We start from the raw sequence: 20749 nt of genomic DNA, 5'->3' as shown, positions 1-20749 counted from the left end.
TTGTGGAGAACCAGACAGGCTTTATCCACACGAGTGCGCCTGATCATGTTCGGAGGGGTCTTCCGGGCGGGATGTTCTTTTAAAGAAATGACGGCTTGGTACCGCCCCTGGCAAATCTGTCAGGGGCGGTCGTCGCCATAGCCCGTTAAGGCCGGTACATCAAATAGGCTTCGCCCGTGACCCGGATCATCGGGTGCGGCGTGATCTGGCAGGTATCGACGATGCGGAAGCCGTGGCGCTCATAGAAGCGCCGGGCGCCGGTGTTCGCGGCGTAGTCGATCAGGCTAAGGCCGTTGAGTCCGAGCCGATTGGCACGGTCGTAGGCATAAGCGAGAAATTGCTTGCCCAGGCCCTGGTTTCGCCAGCCCTCGTGCAGCGCCAGGCTGGAAATATAAAGGGTGTCGGGGATCTCCATCGTCGCGTACGGCGCCAGCACCGGATCGGTCACTGGCTCCGCGAACGGGTCATAACGCATCACGTAGCTGTGCAGCATGCCAATGACCTTCCCCTCGGCCTCGGCGATCAGGCAATTCTGGTAGGAAAAATCCACATCTTCACGGGCATAACGGATGGCTCCCACGTCCAACAGGTCCTGCCCGGGCTCTGCTATCTGGCTCCAGATGTAATCCGAAGCGCCTTCCGAGGAAATCTGAAACAGACGCGCAATCTCGCGCGCATCCGCGCGTACCGCCGAACGAAACTCAACCGACATTGATTAAAACTCCACAGATCATCGAGCGCCCGTTTTACGTGGGCGCTCACGGCGCAGCAACGCGCCGCAGGGATGGGTGTTTTTCCGGGTATTGCGGCTCGAGGCTGGGTGTCAGCGCACCACGCCCTCTTCGATCAGCAGCTTGAGAATCGCTTCAGCCCCCGCCTGCGCCGTGACGCCCTTGAGCACTTGCCCGCCGCCGCCACTGGCCTTGGCCGTCGCGGCTTTCATGCGGTCGGCACCGCTCTTGGCCTTGATGACTTTGAGGCGCTTGGGTCGCGGCTTGGCCGGTTGCAGGGTCGCCACCGCCAGCAGTTCATCGTCGACGACTTCCACTTCATCGGCCTGCAACACCCCGCGCCGGGCCGGGCCGTAGGCGCTTTGCCGTGGCTTGGGCGCAGCGTTATCCACAGTCGCGAGAAACGGCAGGCGAACCTTCAAGCGACGACGCTGACCACGCGGCAAGGCTTGCAGCACCAGCGCCGAACTGCCATCGATGGACTCGACCTGCGCCAGCCCCACCACCAGCGGCCAGCCCAGGCTTTCAGCCAGCAGGAACGGCAACATGCCCGAGCCTTCGCCGGTTTCAGCCTGGCTGCCGGTCAATACCACCTGAGCACCGGCATCGCGCAAATACGCGGTCAGCGCCGGCAGCGCATCCGCGCCCTCGGGTTGTTCCAGGACATGCAATTGCTCCAGCCCCATGCCCAGATAAGCGCGCAACGCAGGCTCGGCGACATCGCCGGCATGCAGCACCTGCAAGTGATCCCCAGCCAACTGCAAACCCAGTTCCACGGCACGCGCATCCTGTTCGGCGCGACGTGGACGGCCGGACGTCGGGTGGGCGCCGATGGACACCAGGCTGATGATTTTCGTGCTCATAACCCTTTCCTTCCCTTAAGCCGCATCGCGCTTGGCGTCGTTGCGGTAGGCCTCTACCGCCGCGATCAAGGCTTGAAGAATCTCGGCACTCTCGCCGATCACCGACAGGTCGGCCCGTTTGATCATGTCGCAGCCGGGATCGAGGTTGATCGCCACCACCTTGTCGCAGGCACCGATGCCCTGCAGGTGCTGGATCGCCCCGGAAATCCCCACCGCCACGTAGACCCGCGCAGTGACCCAGGTACCCGAGGCGCCAACCTGACGGTCGCGGGCCATGAAACCGTCGTCCACGGCAACCCGGGACGCGCCTTCGGTGGCACCCAATGCCTCGGCGGTCCTGTGGAAAAGTCCCCAGTCCTTGACGCCGTTGCCGCCGGAGAAGATGAACTCCGCTTCGGCCATCGGGATCGCCGCCGGGTCCACCGCCACCGCACCCAGATCCTCGATCCGCGACAGGCTGCGCGGGACTGCTGTGGATAACTCCACCGGCAGGGCTTCGTGACGGGTTTCGCTGACCGGTTCGGCGCATTCGGCAGCCGCCAGAATCAACCGTGCGAGCGGACGCGCAAGGTCTTGCAGACCGGCACCGGCGCGGCCGATACATTCCTGGTCCTTGACCTGCCAGACCCGCGTGGCCGGGCGTTCGCCCAACGCCGCGGCAAAACGGCGACCGAGCTCGCCACCGCCGGTACGACTGTCCGGTAGCAGCCAGTGACGCGGACTGAACTGGTTATCCACAGCCCGCAGGCCCTGGACACGTTGTTCCGGTGCATAACCGCTGAATTCATCTCCTTCGAGCACCAGCAGGCGATCGACACCGGCGCTGGCAAAGGCGCTCTCTTTATGTTCGCCAAAGACCACGGCCAACACCGCGCCGTCCTTGCCCGCCAGTTGATGGGCCAGGCCCAGGAGGTCGCGGTCGTGACTGCTCAAGCGGCCACCAACCATGTCCGGAACGACGCTGATGTAGAACGCCGGTGCTGGCACCTGATGCAGCGGCAATTGCACTTCAACGGCGGCCGAGCGCTTGGTCGCACCGCCCTGCTGCGCGCCACTGCGGTCGATGCGCTTGATGCCGTTCGGGCCGATAAAACCGATGCCGTGCGGGTTCTTGCGGATGACGCCATTGGGCCCCATCCAGCTGTGTTGCGCCGGCTGCATGGCTGCGTGCAGCGGATGCAGGCGGTTTCGGGCGATCCATTCAGCCCGTGGGTCGCGGCGGATAATGTCGCTCATCAGTGGGCCTCCGCAGGTTCACGTTTGGCTGGCGTGGATGGCTTGCTCGGTGCCTGGTCTTCGAGCAGCGCATCGGCCACCAGTTCGGCAATGTCCTTGATCAACGGCCGCGGTTCGACCACGCCTTCGAGCATCGCCGTGCACTGTGGACAACCCACGGCCACCAGTTCAGCGCCGGTTTCGCGGATGTCTTCCATGCGCATGTCGGGAATCCGTTGCTTGCCCGGAATGTCAGTGATCGGCGCCCCGCCGCCACCGCCGCAGCAGCGCGAGCGGAAACCGGAGCGTTGCATTTCCTTGACTTCGATCCCGAGCGCACGCAGTACCTCGCGCGGCGCCTCGTACTCGCCGTTGTAGCGGCCGAGGTAGCACGGGTCGTGATAGGTCACGCTGTCGCCCTTGTGCTGACCGAGGTTCAGCGCACCGGCCTGGATGATTTCCGCCATGTAGGTGCTGTGGTGCTGCACCAGGTAGTTGCCATCGAAAGCGCCGTACTCGTTCTTCAACACATGGAAGCTGTGCGGGTCGCAGGTGACGATGCGGTTGAAGCGATATTTGGCCAGGGTCTGGATGTTGCGCTTGGCCAGCAACTGGAAGGTCGCTTCATCGCCCAGGCGCCGGGCCACATCGCCGCTGTCGCGTTCTTCAAGGCCCAGCACGGCGAAGTCGACCTTGGCCGCTTTCAGCACTTTGACGAATGCGCGCAGGGTGCGCTGGTTGCGCATGTCGAAGGCACCGTCGCCGACCCAGAACAGCACGTCGGTGGATTTCTTTTCACTGAGCAGGTTGAGATTCAAGTCCGCCGCCCAGTTCATCCGCCCGCCCGGCGCAAAGCCGCCCGGGTTGTCGGTGGCGATCAGGTTTTCCAGGACTTCGGCGCCCTTGTTCGGGGTCGCGCCTTTTTCCAGGGTCAGGTGACGGCGCATGTCGACGATGGCATCGACGTGCTCGATCATCATCGGGCACTCCTCGACGCAGGCGCGGCAAGTGGTGCATGACCAAAGGGTCTCGGCATCCACCAGACCGTTGACGATCGGCCGATGGGGATTACCAGCGTGTTCGCCGATGGCTTTACCCGGATACGGGCTGCCGGCAAAGTTGGCATCGGTGCCGCCCGCCAGGCCAACGACCATGTCCTGAATCAGTTTTTTCGGGTTCAACGGCTGGCCGGCGGCGAACGCCGGGCACGCCGCTTCGCACTTACCGCACTGCACGCAGGCGTCGAAACCGAGCAATTGGTTCCAGGTGAAATCCTTGGGTTTTTCTACGCCCAGCGGTGCGGACAGGTCGGTCAGATCCAGCGGCTTCAAGCCCGTGGAGCGACCGCCACCAAAGCGCTCGGCGCGACGGTGCCAGGCCAGGTGCAAGGCACCGGCGAAGGCGTGCTTCATCGGCCCGCCCCAGGTCATGCCGAAGAACAGCTCCGATACGCCCCACAGCACGCCGATGCCGAGGATCGTCGCCAACAGCCAGCCGCCGAAGTTCTCCGGAAGAATGCCCGCCACGGGCAGGGTCACCAGGAAAAACGACGCCGAGAACGCCAGCAGGCTTTTCGGCAGGCGCATCCACGGGCCTTTGGACAAACGGCTCGGCGGGTTGCGTCGACGCAGGTAAACGAAGATCGCACCGACGAACATCACCGCCGACATCAGCAGCAGTGCGTACCCGAGGATGCGGTTATGCAGGCCGAAACCGTGCACCAGAATCGCCAGCACGATGGACGCCACCGCACCACCGGCCGTAGCCACGTGGGTGTTGGCGATGTATTTGTCCCGCGCCACCACGTGGTGCAGGTCGACCATGTAACGCTTGGGCATGGCGAACAGGCCGCCGATCAGATCGACCTTCGAGGCACGGCCCCGGCGCCACATGGACACCCGCCGTAACGCGCCCAGAACCGCAAGGCCCAGGGCAGCGAACAACAGGATTGGAAGAAGGGTGTTCAACATAGGTGTTGCTCCCAAAGACCGCAGGGTCGTATGCGTGCCGGTAAGAGCAACGCACTACTTGTGGCGAGGGAGCTTGCTCCCGCTGGAGTGCGAAGCGCTCCCTAACCAGCCGCAGTTGCATACCTGATGCACCTCGACTGCAAGTTTTGGGGCCGCTTCGCGGCCCAGCGGGAGCAAGCTCCCTCGCCACAGGTGATGGTGGTTATCCGTTAGAAATCCTTGCACAACCGCAACGCGTCGTAGATCGCCGCGTGCACGTTGCGCTGGGCCACGCAGTCGCCGATGCGGAACAGCAAATAGCCGGCGCCGCTCTGCTCCAGGCACGGTTGTGGCTTGATCGCGAACAAGGCTTCGACGTCGATCTGGCCTTTGTTGCGCGAACCTTCCTTCAACGCGTAGTAGATTTCTTCGTCCGGGCGCACGCCGTTTTCCACGACCACCTGGTCCACCACCCGCTCCTCTTTGGCGCCGGTGTATTCGTTTTCCAGTACGGCCACGAGCTTGTCGCCTTCGCGGTAGACCTTCTCCAGCATCATGTCGCCGGTCATGATCACTTCTTTCGGGTACATGCTGCGGTAGTAGGTCGGGAACGACGTACCGCCAATCGCCACGCCCGGCTTGATGTCGTCGGTGACGATCTCGACCTGGCTGCCCTTGTCGGCGAGGAAGTCCGCCGTGGACATGCCGGTGAATTCACAGATGGTGTCGTACACCAGTACGTTCTTGCCCGGTGCCACCTTGCCGTCGAGGATGTCCCAGCTGCTGACCACCAGGCCTTCAGCCGCGCCCCAATGCTCGTTCTGCTCCAGGAACGGATGACCGCCGACCGCCAGCACCACCACGTCCGGACGCAAGTCCATGATGGTGGGCGCATCCGCCGCAGTCCCCAGGCGCAGGTCGACTTTCAGGCGTGCCAGTTCCAGTTGATACCAGCGGGTGATACCGGCGATCTGGTCCCGTTGCGGCGCTTTCGAGGCCGTGGTGATCTGCCCGCCGATGAATTCTTTCTTCTCGAACAAGGTCACGTCGTGGCCACGTTCAGCCGCCACACGCGCCGCTTCCATCCCCGCAGGACCGGCACCGACCACCACCACTTTGCGTTTCACGCCGGTGGTTTTCTCGATGATGTGCGGCAGGCCCATGTATTCACGGGAGGTGGCCGCGTTCTGGATGCACAGCACATCCAGGCCCTGGTACTGACGGTCGATGCAGTAGTTGGCGCCGACACATTGTTTGATCTGGTCGATCTGGCCCATCTTGATCTTGGCGATCAGGTGCGGGTCAGCGATGTGGGCGCGGGTCATGCCGACCATGTCGACGTAGCCGCCTTCCAGAATACGGGTGGCCTGGTTCGGGTCCTTGATGTTCTGCGCGTGCAGCACCGGAACCTTGACCACTTCCTTGATACCGGCGGCCAGGTGCAGGAACGGCTCCGGTGGATAACTCATGTTCGGAATCACGTTGGCCAGGGTGTTGTGAGTGTCACAACCCGAACCCACGACACCGATGAAATCCAGCATGCCGGTGTCGTCGTAGTATTTGGCGATCTGCTTCATGTCCTCATGGGACAGGCCATCGGGGTGGAACTCGTCACCGCAGATACGCATGCCCACGCAGAAATCGTCACCGACCTCGGCACGCACCGCTTTCAACACTTCCAGACCGAACTTCATGCGGCCTTCGAAGGTACCGCCCCATTCGTCGGTACGCTTGTTGACCCGCGGGCTCCAGAACTGGTCGATCATGTGCTGGTGCACGGCCGACAGCTCGACACCGTCCAGGCCGCCGGCCTTGGCGCGGCGTGCCGCTTGGGCGTAGTTGCCGATTACCCGCCAGATTTCTTCCGGCTCGATGGTTTTGCAGGTGGCGCGGTGCACCGGCTCGCGGATGCCCGACGGCGACATCAGCGTCGGCCAGTTGAAGCCGTCCCAACGGGAGCGACGACCCATGTGGGTAATCTGGATCATGATCTTGGCGCCGTGCTTGTGCATGGCGTCGGCCAGATTCTGGAAGTGCGGGATGATGCGGTCGGTGGACAGGTTCACCGAGCTCCACCATTCCTGAGGGCTGTCGATGGCCACCACGGACGAACCGCCGCAGATCGCCAGGCCGATCCCGCCCTTGGCCTTCTCTTCGTAATACTTGACGTACCGGTCGGTGGTCATACCGCCGTCGGTGGCATAGACCTCGGCGTGCGCGGTGCTGAGCACGCGGTTGCGGATAGTCAGTTTGCCGATCTGGATCGGCTGGAACATTGCTTCGAAAGCCATGGCGGGTTCCTCGACTTACAACGGCTTGACGGTGAACAAACCGTCTTCATGGCCCTCTTCGGAGCCACCGTAGACTTGTTCGGCGACGGTGCGGATCTTGCTGCCGCGCGCGGCGAGGATCTGGTCCATCGCACCGGCAAACCAGCCGGTGAACATGTAGTCGACCTTGCGTCCGACCTTGCCGTAGACGTAGACGAACGCCGAGTGTTCGAGCTTGACGCTGGCGGTGCCTTTGTCGAGGTCGATGTCCTGAATCTTGAACAGGCCCCAGCCGCGTTGCGACAGGCGCTTCATGTAGTGCTCGAACACCGCGACGCCTTCCAGGCCGTGGCATTCAGCTTCTTTTTCGCACCAGTGCCAGGCGGACTTGTAGCCGGCTTTGTAGAGGATCTCGGCGTAGGCTTCAGCGCCCAGCACTTCTTCGATGCCCATGTGGTTGTTGACGAAGAAATGGCGCGGCACGTACAGCATCGGCAGGGCGTCGGACGTCCAGATACCGGTCTCGCTGTCGACTTCAATTGGCAATTGCGGGGCGATCTTGGCCATGGAAACTTAACTCCAGAAAAATTTTGGTGTTGCCTGCGGCGCGGATGGCCGCAGGTAAGGATTCAGAAGTGCGGTGGCTTATTCGCCCCAAACATCTTTCAAGACGTTCACCCAGTTCTCGCCCATGATCTTGCGCACCACACGCTCGGAGTGGCCGCGCTTGAGCAGGGTCTCGGTCAGGTTCGGGAACTCGCCCACGGTACGGATGCCCAGCGGGTTGATGATCTTGCCGAAGCTGGTCAGGCGGCGGGCGTAGCCCTTGTCGTGGGTCAGGTATTCGAAAAAGTCCTGGCCATGACCCTGGGTAAAGTCGGTGCCGATGCCGATGGCGTCTTCGCCGACGATGTTCATGGTGTATTCGATGGCTTCGGCGTAGTCGTCGATGGTCGAATCGATGCCCTTGGCCAGGAACGGCGCGAACATGGTCACGCCGACGAAACCGCCGTGGTCGGCGATGAACTTCAATTCTTCATCGGACTTGTTGCGCGGGTGAATCTTCAGACCCGACGGCAGGCAGTGGGAATAGCAGACCGGCTTCTTGGATTCGAGGATGACTTCTTCGGACGTCTTGGAGCCGACGTGGGACAGGTCGCACATGACGCCGACGCGGTTCATCTCGGCGACGATTTCACGACCGAAGCCCGACAGGCCGCCGTCACGTTCGTAGCAACCGGTGCCGACCAGGTTCTGGGTGTTGTAGCACATCTGCACGATACCGACGCCGAGCTGCTTGAACACTTCGACATAGCCGATCTGGTCTTCAAAGGCGTGGGCGTTCTGGAAACCGAAGAGGATGCCGGTCTTGCCCTGCTCCTTGGCCTTGCGGATATCGGCGGTGGTACGCACCGGAATCACCAGGTCGCTGTTCTCGCGGATCAGTTTCTGGCTGGCAGCGATGTTGTTGACAGTGGCCTGGAAGCCCTCCCACACCGAAACGGTGCAGTTGGCAGCGGTCAGACCGCCCTTGCGCATGTCTTCGAACAGTTCGCGGTTCCACTTGGCAATAATCAGCCCGTCGATAACGATGCTGTCGGCGTGCAATTCGGCTGGGCTCATCAGGCTGTCCCCTTGTTAGCGATTCATGCGCCGAATCGTCTGCCGGCGCTTTGGGCCAGCATATGCCTCGGTGCCTCGGCAGCCGGGTGCAAAAACGACAGGGGAATTGCCGAAAGCGTCAATCCGCGACAAAGGGTCGTCGCCAGGCGCAATCTGCTACCTGTTCAACACGTTCCGCTTGGGCCAGAATTCGCCGCATCTCTTGAGGCCTTACTGGAAGCTTTACTGGAATAAGGGGCGGCAACGTAATGAAATCCATCATCCTGGCTCTGGCGCTGATTGCGACCGGCGTACACGCGGCGGAGGAATCCGACGACAACCCATGCGACAAAGTGGAAAACGACGTCCAGACCCTGGAATGCTCCGTTTACAGCAAAAAAACCGCCGAAGATCTATTGAGCGAAAACCTCAAAAGCCTGAACGAGCGCATGCAGTCGCTCTACGGCAAGACCCCGTCGCAACTGAGCGACATCACCGCCAGGATCAAGACCGCTCAGCAGCAGTGGACGAAGACCCGCGACGCCGACTGCGCCGTCGAAGCCTTCCCGGCCACCGCCGGCAGCAAGGCATTCACCATTGCGCAAAATGATTGCGTGGCGCGTATGAGTGACGAGCGGTCGGAGTTTTTGGAGTCGATTGGACAGGAGTAATCTCTTATAAGCCGTCGAAAGCTGGAACCCACTCCAGCTTTCATCCCAAAAAATCCCTCTTCCTACAAACCATTCTGACTCTTCCGACTATTCCTGGCGTAACGAGTATTTTTGGCGTTCGTTTCCAGCAATATCCCGATAAGTTTCGCTTATTGGCTATCTGAAAAATATAAGCAAAGATTCGCAAATCTTATAAAAGACTTATATTCTTCATGAACAGCATTCACTGGACTCGAAAGGCCGTTAAGCAACTCTTGAGATTGCATTCCGTTCACCAGATCCAGGTTCGTGATGCCATCACGGCGCTGGCTGACATGCCCAATGTAGGTCAAGTCAAAGCACTGGTTGGTCATAACCACTCTTACCGGCTACGCGTCGGTAATTATCGGGTCATGTTCGACTGGGATGGCGCGATCAAAGTGGTCAGTATTCAAGAGGTCAAAAAACGCGATGAACGCACCTACTGACGTTCAGATTATCAATGATGAACACGGCAACCCTGCATTCGTGGTCATTCCCTATGCGCAGTATCTGGCGCAAAAAATCGAACCCGACCTGATCCCGCACGATGTAGTCAGTCGCATGGTCGATGGCGCCACGCCCATCCGCGCCTGGCGCGAACACTTGAACCTTACTCAGGATGAAGTGGCCAAACGGATGGGGATTTCCCAGCCGGCTTTCGCCCAGCAAGAAACAGTCGCCAAGCCGCGCAAGGCCACCCGCGAAAAAATCGCTGCGGCTTTTGGCATCAACGCCAGTCAACTAGAGCTGTAAGCTGCACGCCTTCAGCCAGTAAAGGGATTCAACATGAAAGTCTGCGGCATCGAAATCAAAGGCAGCGAAGCGATCATCGCCGTGGCCATGCTGGAGGGTCAGGCACTGAGCCATGTTGCGCTCGCGACCAGGAAAATCGCCCTCGACGATGACGACGAAGCCGCCAACGTCAAGGTGTTCGCGGCTCAGGTGGCGTCCTTTGTTCGCGAAAATGCCATTGATCGCATCGCCATCAAGAAGCGCAGCAAGAAGGGCGAATTCGCTGGTGGGCCGACCACGTTCAAGATCGAGGGTGTGTTCCAGTTGCTGGACAATTGCGAGGTGACACTGCTGTCACCGCAGACCATCAATGCGCAAAGCAAAAAGCACGACTTCGAACTACCGGGAACGCTGAACAAGTATCAGCATGAGGCTTACAAGGCGGCGTGTTCGGCGCTGATGAAGAAGTAACCCTTTTTATCCTTTCAAAACAGATCACTGTGGGAGCGGGCTTGCCCGCGATGGCAGCGTATCAGTCAGCATCAATGTTGAATGTGCCGACCTCATCGCGGGCAAGCCCGCTCCCACAGTTTTTTCGGTGTTTTCAGAATCACGCTTTGGCAGTACGCCGGTCCTCCCGCGGACAGCGCTCATACTTCGCCCGATAACTACGGGTGAAATACGACGGCGACTCAAACCCGCAGGCAATGCTCACTTCCAGCACGCTCATGTCGGTCTGGCGCAGCAATTGCCGGGCCTTCTCCAGCCTCAAGCGCAGATAGAAATTGCTCGGTGTGTCGTTCAGGTGCAGGCGAAACAGCCGTTCGAGCTGACGCCGGGTGACCTTGATCGATTCCGCCAGTTCCAGCGTGCTCAGCGGCGGTTCGCTGTGCTGCTCCATTTCGCCGATCACGTGCACCAGTTTCTTGTTGCTGATGCCATATCGGGTGGCGACCTCCATGCGCTGGTGGTCTTTGCGCGGGCGGATGCGGCCGAGCACGAACTGTTCGCTGACCTGAATCGCCAGCTCCGGGCCGTGGGCCTGAGCGATCAGGTCGAGCATCAGATCGATGGAGGCCGTGCCGCCCGCCGACGTGATACGCCGGCGGTCGATCTCGAACAGCTCCTGGGTGACGCTGAGCTGCGGGTAGGATTCCTTGAAGGCGTCGATGGCTTCCCAGTGCAGGGTCAGGCGATGGCCGTCGAGCAGGCCCGCTTGCGCGAGGATGAAACTGCCGGTGTCGATGGCGCCGAGGGTTACGCCTTCGTTGTCCAGCCGTCGCAGCCAGTGCTCCAGCGTCGGGGTGGCGAATTTCAGCGGTTCGAAACCGGCGACCACTAACAGGGTCGCGCCTTTTTTCAGCGGCTCCAGCGCCGCATCGGCGTTGACCGACATGCCGTTGCTGGCCAGCACTGCCCCGCCATCGGCGCTCAATACATGCCACCGATACAACTCGCCGCGAAAGCGATTGGCGACCCGCAATGGCTCGATGGCCGAGATAAATCCAATGGCCGAGAAACCCGGCATCAACAAGAAATAGAAATCCTGGGACATGGAGCGCACTCGGTTGGCGGAAACGAGAGGGCGGGCAGCGTGTTGATGTTGATACGCCACTTACCAGCGGCATTCAAGAGCACAGGTCGCTGCAGTGCAAGAGCTGGTCGCCGCAGTGCGCTTTCATGGCGCCCTGGGTGCGTAACTTGGCATCACCGGCGCGTCAGACGCCGGAACTCACAATAACGAACTGCCGAGGAAACCTGAGATGAAACGACTGATCAGCAGCTGTGTTCTTGCACTCAGCGGTACCGCTTTGCTGAGCGCCAGTGTCATGGCCGCCGAACCCGCCGCATGCCAGAACGTGCGCATGGGTGTGGTGAACTGGACCGACGTGATCGCCACCAGCGCCATGACCCAGGTATTGCTCGATGGCCTCGGCTACAACACCAAACAAACCAGCGCCTCCCAGCAAATCATTTTTGCCGGGATCCGTGATCAGCGCCTCGACCTGTTCCTGGGTTACTGGAACCCGCTGATGACCCAGACCATCACCCCGTTCGTCCAGGCCAACCAGGTCAAGGTACTTGAGGCACCTAGCCTGGAAGACGCACGCGCCACCCTGGCCGTGCCCACCTACCTCGCCGACAAGGGCCTGAAAACCTTCGCCGACATCGCCAAATTCGAAAAAGAACTGGGCGGCAAAATCTACGGCATCGAGCCAGGCTCGGGCGCCAACACCCAGATCAAGGCGATGATCGCCAAGAACCAGTTCGGCCTCGGCAAGTTCCAGTTGGTCGAGTCCAGCGAAGCCGGCATGCTCGCCGCGGTGGATCGCGCCGTGCGTCGCAATGAAGCCGTGGTCTTCTTCGGTTGGGCGCCGCACCCGATGAACGTCAACGTGAAGATGACCTACCTGACCGGCAGCGACAACGCCCTCGGCCCGAACGAAGGCAAGGCCACCGTCTGGACCGTCACCGCGCCAAAATATGCCGAGCAGTGCCCAAACATTGGTCGCCTGCTGACCAATCTGAAATTCACCGCCGAAGACGAGAGCCGCATGATGCAGCCGCTGCTCGATCACAAGGACGCCTTGGAGTCCGCCAGGCAATGGCTCAAGGATCACCCGCAAGACAAGCAACGCTGGCTTGAAGGCGTCACCACCTTCGATGGCAAACCGGCTGCTCAGAACCTGCAACTGACCAGCAAATGACTCACCCGTAACACGATCTGAATCGAACCACCGATTCGCAGCCCGAAAGGGCTGCGGACAGACCAATCACGCCTGCAAGGAACCACCTCATGAACCACGACGTCATCATCACCTGCGCACTCACCGGTGCTGGCGACACGACCGCCAAGAGCCCACATGTGCCGGTCACCCCGAAACAAATCGCCGCTGCCGCCGTGGAAGCCGCCAAGGCCGGTGCCACCGTGGTTCACTGCCACGTTCGCGACCCTGAAACCGGCAAGTTCAGCCGTGATGTGGCGCTGTACCGCGAGGTGATGGAGCGCATTCGCGAAGCCGACGTCGACATCATCGTCAACCTGACCGCCGGCATGGGCGGCGACCTGGAAATCGGCGCTGGCGAGAACCCGATGGAGTTCGGCCCGAACACCGACCTGGTCGGCCCGCTGACCCGTCTGGCTCACGTAGAAGAACTGCTGCCGGAAATCTGCACCCTCGATTGCGGCACCCTGAATTTCGGCGACGGCGACACCATTTACGTCTCCACCCCGGCGCAACTGCGCGCTGGCGCCAAACGCATTCAAGAGCTGGGCGTGAAGGCCGAGCTGGAAATTTTCGACACCGGTCACCTGTGGTTCGCCAAACAGATGATCAAGGAAGGCCTGCTCGACAACCCGCTGTTCCAGCTCTGCCTGGGCATCCCATGGGGCGCGCCGGCTGACACCACCACCATGAAGGCCATGGTCGACAACCTGCCGGCCGATGCGGTGTGGGCCGGTTTCGGCATCGGTCGCATGCAAATGCCGATGGCCGCTCAAGCGGTGCTGCTCGGCGGCAACGTGCGAGTCGGTCTGGAAGACAACCTGTGGCTGGACAAGGGCGTGCTGGCGACCAACGGCCAACTGGTCGAACGCGCTACGGAAATCCTCAGCCGCCTCGGTGCCCGCGTGCTCACCCCGGCTGAAGGCCGCAAGAAAATGGGCCTGACCCAGCGCGGATAACCCCTCCTTTTCCCCTGCAGGAGCGAGCTTGCTCGCGAAAAAGGTACAGCCGACGCCACTCAGCGCCTGGAATACCATCGCGAGCAGGCTCGCTCCTACAAGGATCACCGAACTATTCAGGAAGTTGCCATGAGCTTTATCACCGATATCAAAACCTTCGCCGCCCTGGGCAGCGGTGTCATCGGCAGCGGTTGGGTGTCCCGCGCCCTCGCCCACGGTCTCGACGTTGTCGCCTGGGACCCGGCGCCCGGCGCCGAGGCAGCCCTGCGCAAACGCGTTGCCAACGCCTGGGGCGCCCTGGAAAAACAAGGCCTGGCCCCTGGCGCCTCACAGGATCGTCTGCGCTTTGTCGCGACCATCGAAGAATGCGTTCGCGATGCCGATTTCATCCAGGAAAGTGCTCCGGAACGCCTGGAACTGAAACTGGAACTGCACAGCAAAATCAGCGCCGCGGCCAAGCCCGACGCATTGATCGGCTCCAGCACCTCCGGCCTGTTGCCGAGCGAGTTCTACGAGAGCGCCACGCACCCGGAACGCTGCGTGGTCGGCCATCCGTTCAACCCGGTTTACCTGCTGCCATTGGTCGAAGTGGTCGGCGGCAAGAACACCGCGCCTGAAGCGGTACAAGCCGCGATGAAAGTCTATGAATCCCTCGGCATGCGCCCGCTGCACGTGCGCAAGGAAGTACCCGGATTCATTGCCGACCGCCTGCTCGAAGCGCTGTGGCGCGAGGCGCTGCACCTGGTCAACGACGGCGTGGCGACCACCGGTGAAATCGACGACGCGATCCGTTTCGGCGCGGGCCTGCGCTGGTCGTTCATGGGCACCTTCCTGACCTACACCCTGGCCGGCGGCGATGCCGGCATGCGCCACTTCATGGCACAGTTCGGCCCGGCGTTGCAGTTGCCGTGGACCTACCTGCCAGCGCCGGAGCTGACCGACAAGCTGATCGATGACGTGGTCGATGGCACCAGCGAGCAATTGGGCAAACACAGCATTTCGGCGCTGGAGCGCTATCGCGATGACTGCCTGCTGGCGGTGCTGGAGGCGGTGAAGACCACCAAAGCCAAGCACGGTATGGCTTTCGCCGACTAAACACTGCCCCCTGTGGGAGCTGGCTTGCCAGCGAAGGCGTCCGTACATCCGCCGCCCTTTTTCGCGGTGCTGATAGGGCTTTCGCCGGCAAGCCGGTTCCTAAAGGTTTCATGCCCTCAGGATGTGATGACATGCCCACCCTCACCACCTACCAAACCAGAATCATCCCCGACTGGGTCGACTACAACGGCCACCTGCGCGACGCCTTCTACCTGCTCATCTTCAGCTACGCTACCGATGCGCTGATGGATCGCCTGGGGCTCGACAGCAACAGCCGCGAAGCCAGCGGCAACTCGTTGTTTACCTTGGAGCTGCACCTCAACTACCTGCACGAAGTGAAGCTCGATGCCGAGGTCGAAGTGCACACGCAGATCGTCGGCCACGACAGCAAACGCCTGCACCTCTATCACAGCCTGCATCTTGTGGGTGACGACAAGGAACTGGCGGGCAACGAGCAAATGCTGCTGCACGTCGACCTCGCCGGGCCGCGTTCCGCGCCGTTCAGCGAAGACACCCTGGGTCGCCTGCAAGCCATCGTCGCCGAACAAACCGACCTGCCCACCCCCGAGTACATTGGCCGAGTGATCGCGTTACCCCCCAAAAAATAACAAGGAGATCGCCATGAACACCGCCGCCGCTTTCGCCGACTTCCGTACTTATCCGTTGATCAGCGCGCTGAAGGGCGTGCAGGTCATGGCCGATCATGTTCTGGTGAAGTGGGCCGACAACCGCCTCAGCCCGTTTCATCATCAATGGCTACGGGACAACTGCCCCTGCCCGCAATGCGTCTACACCGTCACCCGAGAGCAGGTGCTGGAGATCGTCGACGTCCCGGAACAGCTGGAGCCCGCAGAGGCCGGCGTCGATGCTGAGGGCTGCCTGTGCGTGCAGTGGCAAGACGGCCACCTCAGCCGCTTCGACCCCGGCTGGCTGCGCGCCCACGCGTATGACGACGAATCCCGTGCCGAGCGTCAGGCCGGCAAACCGAAAGCCAGGCTCTGGCACAGCGATCTGCAACTGCCTGTGTTCGGCTATGAGGCGCTGATGCAAGACAACCAGGCCTTGTTGCAATGGCTGCTGGCCGTGCGCGATATCGGCCTGACCCAGGTCCGCGGCGTGCCCACCGAACCTGGCTCATTGAAGTTGATCGCGCAGCGTATTTCGTTCATCCGCGAAAGCAATTTCGGTGTGCTGTTCAACGTGCAATCCAAGGCCGATGCCGACAGCAACGCCTACACCGCTTTCAACCTGCCGCTGCACAGTGATTTGCCGACCCGGGAGCTGCAACCGGGGCTGCAGTTCCTGCATTGCCTGGTCAACGACGCCGAGGGGGGCGAGAGCATTTTTGTCGACGGCTTTGCCATCGCCGAGGCGTTGCGCCAGGAAGATCCGCAAGCCTTTCAAAGCCTCTGCGAAATCCCGGTGGAATTCCGCAACAAGGACCGCCACAGCGACTACCGCTGCCTCGCGCCGATCATCGCCCTGAACGCTTGCGGGCAGGTGTCGGAAATCCGCATGGCCAACTTTTTGCGCGGCCCGTTCGATGCCTCGGTGGAACAAATGCCCCGGCTGTATCGGGCCTATCGGCGCTTTATTGCGATGACGCGCGAACCCCGGTTCCGCTTGATGCAAAGGCTCAATCCCGGCGAACTCTGGTGCTTCGACAACCGCCGCACCCTGCACGCCCGCAATGCTTTCGACCCCGCCACCGGCGCCCGGCATTTTCAGGGTTGCTATGTGGACCGCGATGAATTGCTGTCGCGCATCCTCGTGTTACAGCGTTAAACCGCGTCATCGTTCATCGCGAGCAGGCCCGCTCCCACAGGGGGCACGCGATCCTCTGGGGGAGCCTGCTCGCGATGGCGTCCGCACAAGCAACACAAGACCCAGGATTCATGGACCAAAAAAAACCCCGATCAAGCCGTGACAAGATCGAGGCAGAAGGTACTGTTGAGGAGCTGCGCGCGAGGGTGACCAAACCTTCGTGAAGCCAGCTGATTCCAGTTTGCCGACTCCCTTGACCGGCAAGTTAGCCGAAAACGACCTGTTCATAGCCATTGCGGCCATCGCGACAAATCGCCCTTGCCGCCACCCTGCACCCCTACCAGAATCGAGCCACGACACCGTTCCCAGAAGAAGGATTTGCGTCATGATGCACGCCGATTTGATTGACCAGGAAGACCTGTTGGGCCAGCTCAAGGCATTGGGATTCCAAGCGCCCCATGGCGCGACCGCCGACCAGGCTTGCGAATGTGCGGTACGAGGTTTGAACAACGAACGGGCGATCGTGCTGCGCACGATGGTCAAGCAGATGTACACCAGCGGCGCGACCATCCTGCCGGCCGTGCGTCAGGCCATCGACAGGCAATTGCTGCCGGCGTTGGCGGAGTATCAGCAGAGCCATCGCGCCCGATAGGCGACCTGCAAATACTCTGTGGCGAGGGCGCTTGCTCCCGCTCGAGCGCGAAGCGGTCGCAAAACCGGCGAATGCGATTATTCTGAAAACCGCATCCGCCGATCCAGGGGGCCGCTTCGCAGCCCAGCGGGAGCAAGCTCCCTCGCCACAGTGGTTTAGAGCCTTACACTGGCAAACGTCGACTCGTTCCGCGCCTGACTCAGCGCCGACAACGGCCCGGACAACGGCGACAGCACCAGCGCTTGCGGCAGCGGCATCATCGCCACTTGCTGGGTGGTATTGGAGCCTACGCGTTCGTCACGCGGCGGAATGCCGAAGTATTCGCGGTAGCACTTGGAGAAGTGCGGCGTGGACACGAAGCCACAGACCGACGCCACTTCGATGATCGACATCGGCGTTTGCTTGAGCAGCTGCCGTGCACGGATCAGGCGCAGTTTCAGGTAGTAACGCGACGGCGAGCAGTGCAGGTACTTCTGGAACAGCCGCTCCAGTTGACGACGGGATACGGCGACATACACCGCCAGTTCGTCCAGGTCGATCGGCTCTTCGAGGTTGGCCTCCATCAACGCGACGATTTCCTGCAATTTCGGCTGGTTGGTGCCGAGCATGTGCTTCAGCGGCACGCGCTGGTGATCCTGTTCGTTGCGGATGCGCTCGTAGACGAACATCTCCGAAATCGCGGCCGACAGTTCACGACCATGATCACGGCTGATCAGGTGCAGCATCATGTCCAGCGGCGCGGTGCCGCCGGAGCTGGTGAAGCGGTTACGGTCGAGGGTGAACAGACGCGTACTCATGGCCACACGCGGGAAAGCTTCCTGCATCGCGGCCAGACATTCCCAGTGCACGCTGCAGTCGAAACCGTCCAGCAAACCGGCGCATGCCAGTGCCCAGCTGCCGGTGCAGACCGCACCGAGGCGACGGGACTGACGCGCCTGGCTCTGCAGCCATGACACGTGTTCACGGGTAACAGTGCGTTGAATACCGATGCCGCCGCAGACGATCACGGTGTCCATTGGCGGGGCTTTGTGCATGGAGGCATCAGGGGTGATTTGCAGACCGTCACTGGCCCAGACCTGACCGCCATCGACGGTGAGGGTGGTCCAGCGATACAGCTCGCGACCGGACAATTGGTTGGCCATTCGCAGAGGCTCCACTGCGGAAGCCAGGGAAATCAGCGTGAAATTGTCCAGCAGCAGAAAGCCGATGGATTGAGGCGCACGGTTCTGGGGTTGGGCCCCGGAGTTGAACGACGTCATCGCGGTATCTCCTCACACAAAGCGGGTGATGGCCTCAGGCGGAGGCTCTTGTTATTGCCATCGTTCTCGCGTGGGAGACGGGCTTTGTAATGACAGAGCAAATGCCATGCCTAAATTTGAATGCGCGTTCAATAACTCCTAAAAACGACGTCGGAATGTGTCTGCATATGACGCGCGGCGAGTAGGGATTAAGAGGCCATCGGGCCGGACAAGTGCGCTGCCCCGTTGCGTGTGAGCAAATCGGTAGCACTTGTGGGAACTGGGCTGAAACGATACCGGGAAGAGTGTCACCGCAGGCACAGGTGACAGGCGGTCAGGGTCGCTGGCGATCCCTGACCTAGAGGTCATGATTTACCTGTTTGCGACGCGCCAAAAGGTGGCGCGTTTTCGATCGGGTGTTCATTTAGCGCGCAGTTTTGACTGGTCTGGTGTGGCGAGGGAGCTTGCTCCCGCTAGGGTGCGAAGCGGCCCTAAAATCTCTACGACTGCTACGCAGCCGAGCGGGAGCAAGCTCCCTCGCCACAGGCTCGACACGGTCTCAGCACTCTACGGCGCTGACCGCCAACCCGCCCCGCGATGTTTCCTTATATTTGTCATGCATGTCGGCACCGGTATCGCGCATGGTGCGGATCACCCGATCCAGCGAGATGAAATGCTGACCATCGCCGCGCAAGGCCATCTGTGCCGCGTTGATCGCTTTCACCGCGGCAATCGCGTTGCGCTCGATGCACGGCACCTGCACCAGCCCGCCTACCGGGTCGCAGGTCAAGCCGAGGTTATGTTCCAGGCCGATTTCCGCTGCGTTGCACAGTTGCTCCGGCGTGGCGCCGAGGATTTCCGCCAACCCGGCCGCCGCCATGGCACAGGCCGAACCGACTTCCCCCTGGCAACCGACTTCGGCACCGGAAATCGAAGCGTTCTTCTTGCACAGAATTCCGACCGCAGCGGCCCCAAGGAAGTAGTCGACGACGTTGGCGTCGGTCACGTCTTCGCTGAACTTCATAAAGTAGTGCAACACCGCCGGAATGATCCCCGCCGCGCCATTGGTCGGCGCCGTGACCATGCGCCCGCCGGCCGCGTTTTCTTCGTTGACCGCCAGGGCGAACAGGTTGACCCACTCCATGGCACTGAGCGTCGAGCCGATCACGTTGGGTTTGTTCAACTCCTGCAAGCTGCGATGCAGCTTGGCCGCGCGCCGGCGCACATTCAGGCCACCAGGCAGGATGCCTTCGTGCTTGAGGCCGTGATCCACGCAATCCTGCATGGCGCGCCAGAGCTTCATCAGACCGCTGCGAATCTCTTCTTCACTGCGCCAGACTTTCTCGTTGGCCATCATTAATTCAGCCACGCGCAGGTCGTGCTTTTTGCACAGTTCCAGCAGCTCGGCGGCACTGGAAAAATCGTATGGCAATACGGTGCTGTCGAGGTCGACGACACCGCTGGAGGCCTGGGCCTCATCGACGACAAAGCCACCGCCGACCGAATAGTAGGTGTCGCGATGCAGCTCGCCATGATCGTCTTCGACAATCAGGGTCATGGCGTTGGGATGGAACGGCAGGTTCTCGTCGATCAGGCGCATGTCCCGGTCCCAGATAAACGGCACCGACAGGCGACCGTCGAGCAACAGCGTGTGGGTTTCACGCAGGGTGGCGATGCGAATGCCGATTTGCGACGGATCGATCGCATCCGGCCATTCGCCCATCAGCCCCATGATCACCGCATTGTCGCTGCCGTGGCCGATGCCTGTGGCCGACAACGAGCCGAAAAGCTGAACTTCGACGCGCCGTACTTGCTCCAGCAATCCGCGCTCACGCAAACCTTGCACGAACAGCGCCGCTGCCCGCATAGGGCCCACGGTATGCGAACTGGAAGGGCCGATGCCGATTTTGAACAGGTCGAAAACACTGATAGCCATTACTGCCGGACTCCTGGATGTGCCAACTCCAGGCGCAAAAGCGCCCGGTGACGGAGCTGCTACGCTCAAGCTGCAATCCGTCGGGATGGCCGCATCATCAGGCTTTTAATTTGTCGTTCGACGTCTCACACCGACGCACTCATGCTCACGAACGCCGCGTGTCTTTTACGTCGTGTTTTCGCCGTTTTTTTGCGACACGCAGGGGGAAATCGGGCTGAAAAAAGCTGTAAGCGACGTCACTGACACTGGATGCGACCCTCCCTGTACTGGTTACGACGCACCCTGTAGGCGTCAGATTTTCACTGGTACATGATCGTATCGACTC

The 20749-nt window shown here is 61.1% G+C and carries 20 protein-coding genes; 10 read left to right on the top strand and 10 right to left on the bottom strand.

All coding sequences use genetic code 11. The annotated features are described in order from the left end of the window. Window positions 1–145: 145 nt before the first annotated feature. The 7 genes from ACVWYU_RS03075 to ACVWYU_RS03045 all read right to left on the bottom strand — a co-directional run bounded on the left by ACVWYU_RS03075 (window position 146) and on the right by ACVWYU_RS03045 (window position 8651). Complete coding sequence (locus ACVWYU_RS03075; RefSeq protein WP_090325848.1) at window positions 146–712, bottom strand: GNAT family N-acetyltransferase; 567 nt, start codon at window positions 710–712, stop codon at window positions 146–148. A gap of 111 nt (window positions 713–823) precedes the next feature. Next, window positions 824–1594, bottom strand: a complete 771-nt coding sequence (gene etfB / locus ACVWYU_RS03070) for an electron transfer flavoprotein subunit beta (protein WP_457371862.1) — start codon at window positions 1592–1594, stop codon at window positions 824–826. Window positions 1595–1609: 15 nt separating this feature from the next. Continuing rightward, entirely contained in the window at window positions 1610–2830 is a 1221-nt protein-coding gene (gene etfA, locus ACVWYU_RS03065; RefSeq protein WP_247254499.1) for an electron transfer flavoprotein subunit alpha, read from the bottom strand. Further along, window positions 2830–4779, bottom strand: coding sequence for a dimethylglycine demethylation protein DgcB (gene dgcB / locus ACVWYU_RS03060; RefSeq protein ID WP_390957467.1), 1950 nt, complete (start codon window positions 4777–4779; stop codon window positions 2830–2832). Before dgcB ends, etfA begins: the two co-directional genes overlap by 1 nt. Window positions 4780–4988: 209 nt before the next feature. After that, a complete protein-coding gene (gene dgcA / locus ACVWYU_RS03055) occupies window positions 4989–7049 on the bottom strand; it encodes a dimethylglycine demethylation protein DgcA (protein ID WP_090325856.1) in 2061 nt (686 codons plus the stop codon). Window positions 7050–7064: 15 nt separating this feature from the next. Continuing rightward, window positions 7065–7595, bottom strand: a complete 531-nt coding sequence (locus tag ACVWYU_RS03050; protein ID WP_056726569.1) for a DUF5943 domain-containing protein — start codon at window positions 7593–7595, stop codon at window positions 7065–7067. A gap of 78 nt (window positions 7596–7673) precedes the next feature. Next, window positions 7674–8651, bottom strand: a complete 978-nt coding sequence (locus ACVWYU_RS03045; protein WP_008033250.1) for a dipeptidase — start codon at window positions 8649–8651, stop codon at window positions 7674–7676. A gap of 248 nt (window positions 8652–8899) precedes the next feature. Between ACVWYU_RS03045 and ACVWYU_RS03040 the strand changes: the two genes are divergently transcribed. The 4 genes from ACVWYU_RS03040 (at window position 8900) to ACVWYU_RS03025 (ending at window position 10525) form a co-directional block, all read left to right on the top strand. After that, window positions 8900–9301 carry a lysozyme inhibitor LprI family protein gene (locus ACVWYU_RS03040; protein ID WP_090325858.1) on the top strand — a complete coding sequence of 134 codons (402 nt, stop codon included), beginning with the start codon at window positions 8900–8902 and terminating at the stop codon, window positions 9299–9301. A 212-nt stretch (window positions 9302–9513) separates the two neighbouring features. After that, window positions 9514–9768, top strand: coding sequence for a type II toxin-antitoxin system RelE family toxin (locus ACVWYU_RS03035; protein WP_090466679.1), 255 nt, complete (start codon window positions 9514–9516; stop codon window positions 9766–9768). After that, window positions 9752–10075 carry a helix-turn-helix domain-containing protein gene (locus ACVWYU_RS03030; protein ID WP_390957472.1) on the top strand — a complete coding sequence of 108 codons (324 nt, stop codon included), beginning with the start codon at window positions 9752–9754 and terminating at the stop codon, window positions 10073–10075. The genes ACVWYU_RS03035 and ACVWYU_RS03030 overlap by 17 nt, the downstream gene beginning before the upstream one ends. Window positions 10076–10108: 33 nt before the next feature. Then, complete coding sequence (locus ACVWYU_RS03025; RefSeq protein ID WP_090325861.1) at window positions 10109–10525, top strand: DUF3010 family protein; 417 nt, start codon at window positions 10109–10111, stop codon at window positions 10523–10525. Between the two features lie 139 nt (window positions 10526–10664). Here the strand turns inward: ACVWYU_RS03025 and ACVWYU_RS03020 are convergent, their stop codons facing one another. Beyond that, a complete protein-coding gene (locus ACVWYU_RS03020; RefSeq protein WP_090325863.1) occupies window positions 10665–11609 on the bottom strand; it encodes a GlxA family transcriptional regulator in 945 nt (314 codons plus the stop codon). 208 nt (window positions 11610–11817) lie between these two features. Between ACVWYU_RS03020 and ACVWYU_RS03015 the strand changes: the two genes are divergently transcribed. The 6 genes from ACVWYU_RS03015 to ACVWYU_RS02990 all read left to right on the top strand — a co-directional run bounded on the left by ACVWYU_RS03015 (window position 11818) and on the right by ACVWYU_RS02990 (window position 17250). Next, window positions 11818–12762 carry a choline ABC transporter substrate-binding protein gene (locus ACVWYU_RS03015; RefSeq protein WP_457371861.1) on the top strand — a complete coding sequence of 315 codons (945 nt, stop codon included), beginning with the start codon at window positions 11818–11820 and terminating at the stop codon, window positions 12760–12762. 89 nt (window positions 12763–12851) lie between these two features. Then, the gene (locus tag ACVWYU_RS03010) at window positions 12852–13739 is read left to right on the top strand and encodes a BKACE family enzyme (RefSeq protein ID WP_090325869.1); all 888 of its coding nucleotides are present in this window, start codon (window positions 12852–12854) and stop codon (window positions 13737–13739) included. 129 nt (window positions 13740–13868) lie between these two features. After that, window positions 13869–14834 (top strand): L-carnitine dehydrogenase, encoded by a 966-nt coding sequence (locus ACVWYU_RS03005; RefSeq protein WP_457371860.1) that lies wholly within the window; start codon window positions 13869–13871, stop codon window positions 14832–14834. A gap of 131 nt (window positions 14835–14965) precedes the next feature. Then, entirely contained in the window at window positions 14966–15442 is a 477-nt protein-coding gene (locus tag ACVWYU_RS03000) for a thioesterase family protein (RefSeq protein ID WP_457371859.1), read from the top strand. Between the two features lie 13 nt (window positions 15443–15455). After that, window positions 15456–16619 carry a gamma-butyrobetaine dioxygenase gene (locus tag ACVWYU_RS02995; RefSeq protein WP_457371858.1) on the top strand — a complete coding sequence of 388 codons (1164 nt, stop codon included), beginning with the start codon at window positions 15456–15458 and terminating at the stop codon, window positions 16617–16619. 364 nt (window positions 16620–16983) lie between these two features. Continuing rightward, window positions 16984–17250, top strand: a complete 267-nt coding sequence (locus ACVWYU_RS02990) for a hypothetical protein (protein ID WP_457371857.1) — start codon at window positions 16984–16986, stop codon at window positions 17248–17250. Window positions 17251–17405: 155 nt separating this feature from the next. On the opposite strand, the gene gbdR is transcribed toward ACVWYU_RS02990, so the two are convergent. Together gbdR and ACVWYU_RS02980 are read right to left on the bottom strand one after the other, a co-directional pair. Then, window positions 17406–18509 carry a choline metabolism transcriptional regulator GbdR gene (gene gbdR / locus ACVWYU_RS02985; RefSeq protein WP_090325880.1) on the bottom strand — a complete coding sequence of 368 codons (1104 nt, stop codon included), beginning with the start codon at window positions 18507–18509 and terminating at the stop codon, window positions 17406–17408. Between the two features lie 538 nt (window positions 18510–19047). Then, entirely contained in the window at window positions 19048–20424 is a 1377-nt protein-coding gene (locus ACVWYU_RS02980) for an L-serine ammonia-lyase (RefSeq protein ID WP_090325883.1), read from the bottom strand. Between the last annotated feature and the right edge of the window lie 325 nt (window positions 20425–20749).

This window comes from Pseudomonas sp. TE12234, from assembly GCF_054061835.1.
The sequence above is the reverse complement of the archived record's forward strand: the minus strand, read 5'-3'. Positions and strand labels throughout refer to the sequence as shown.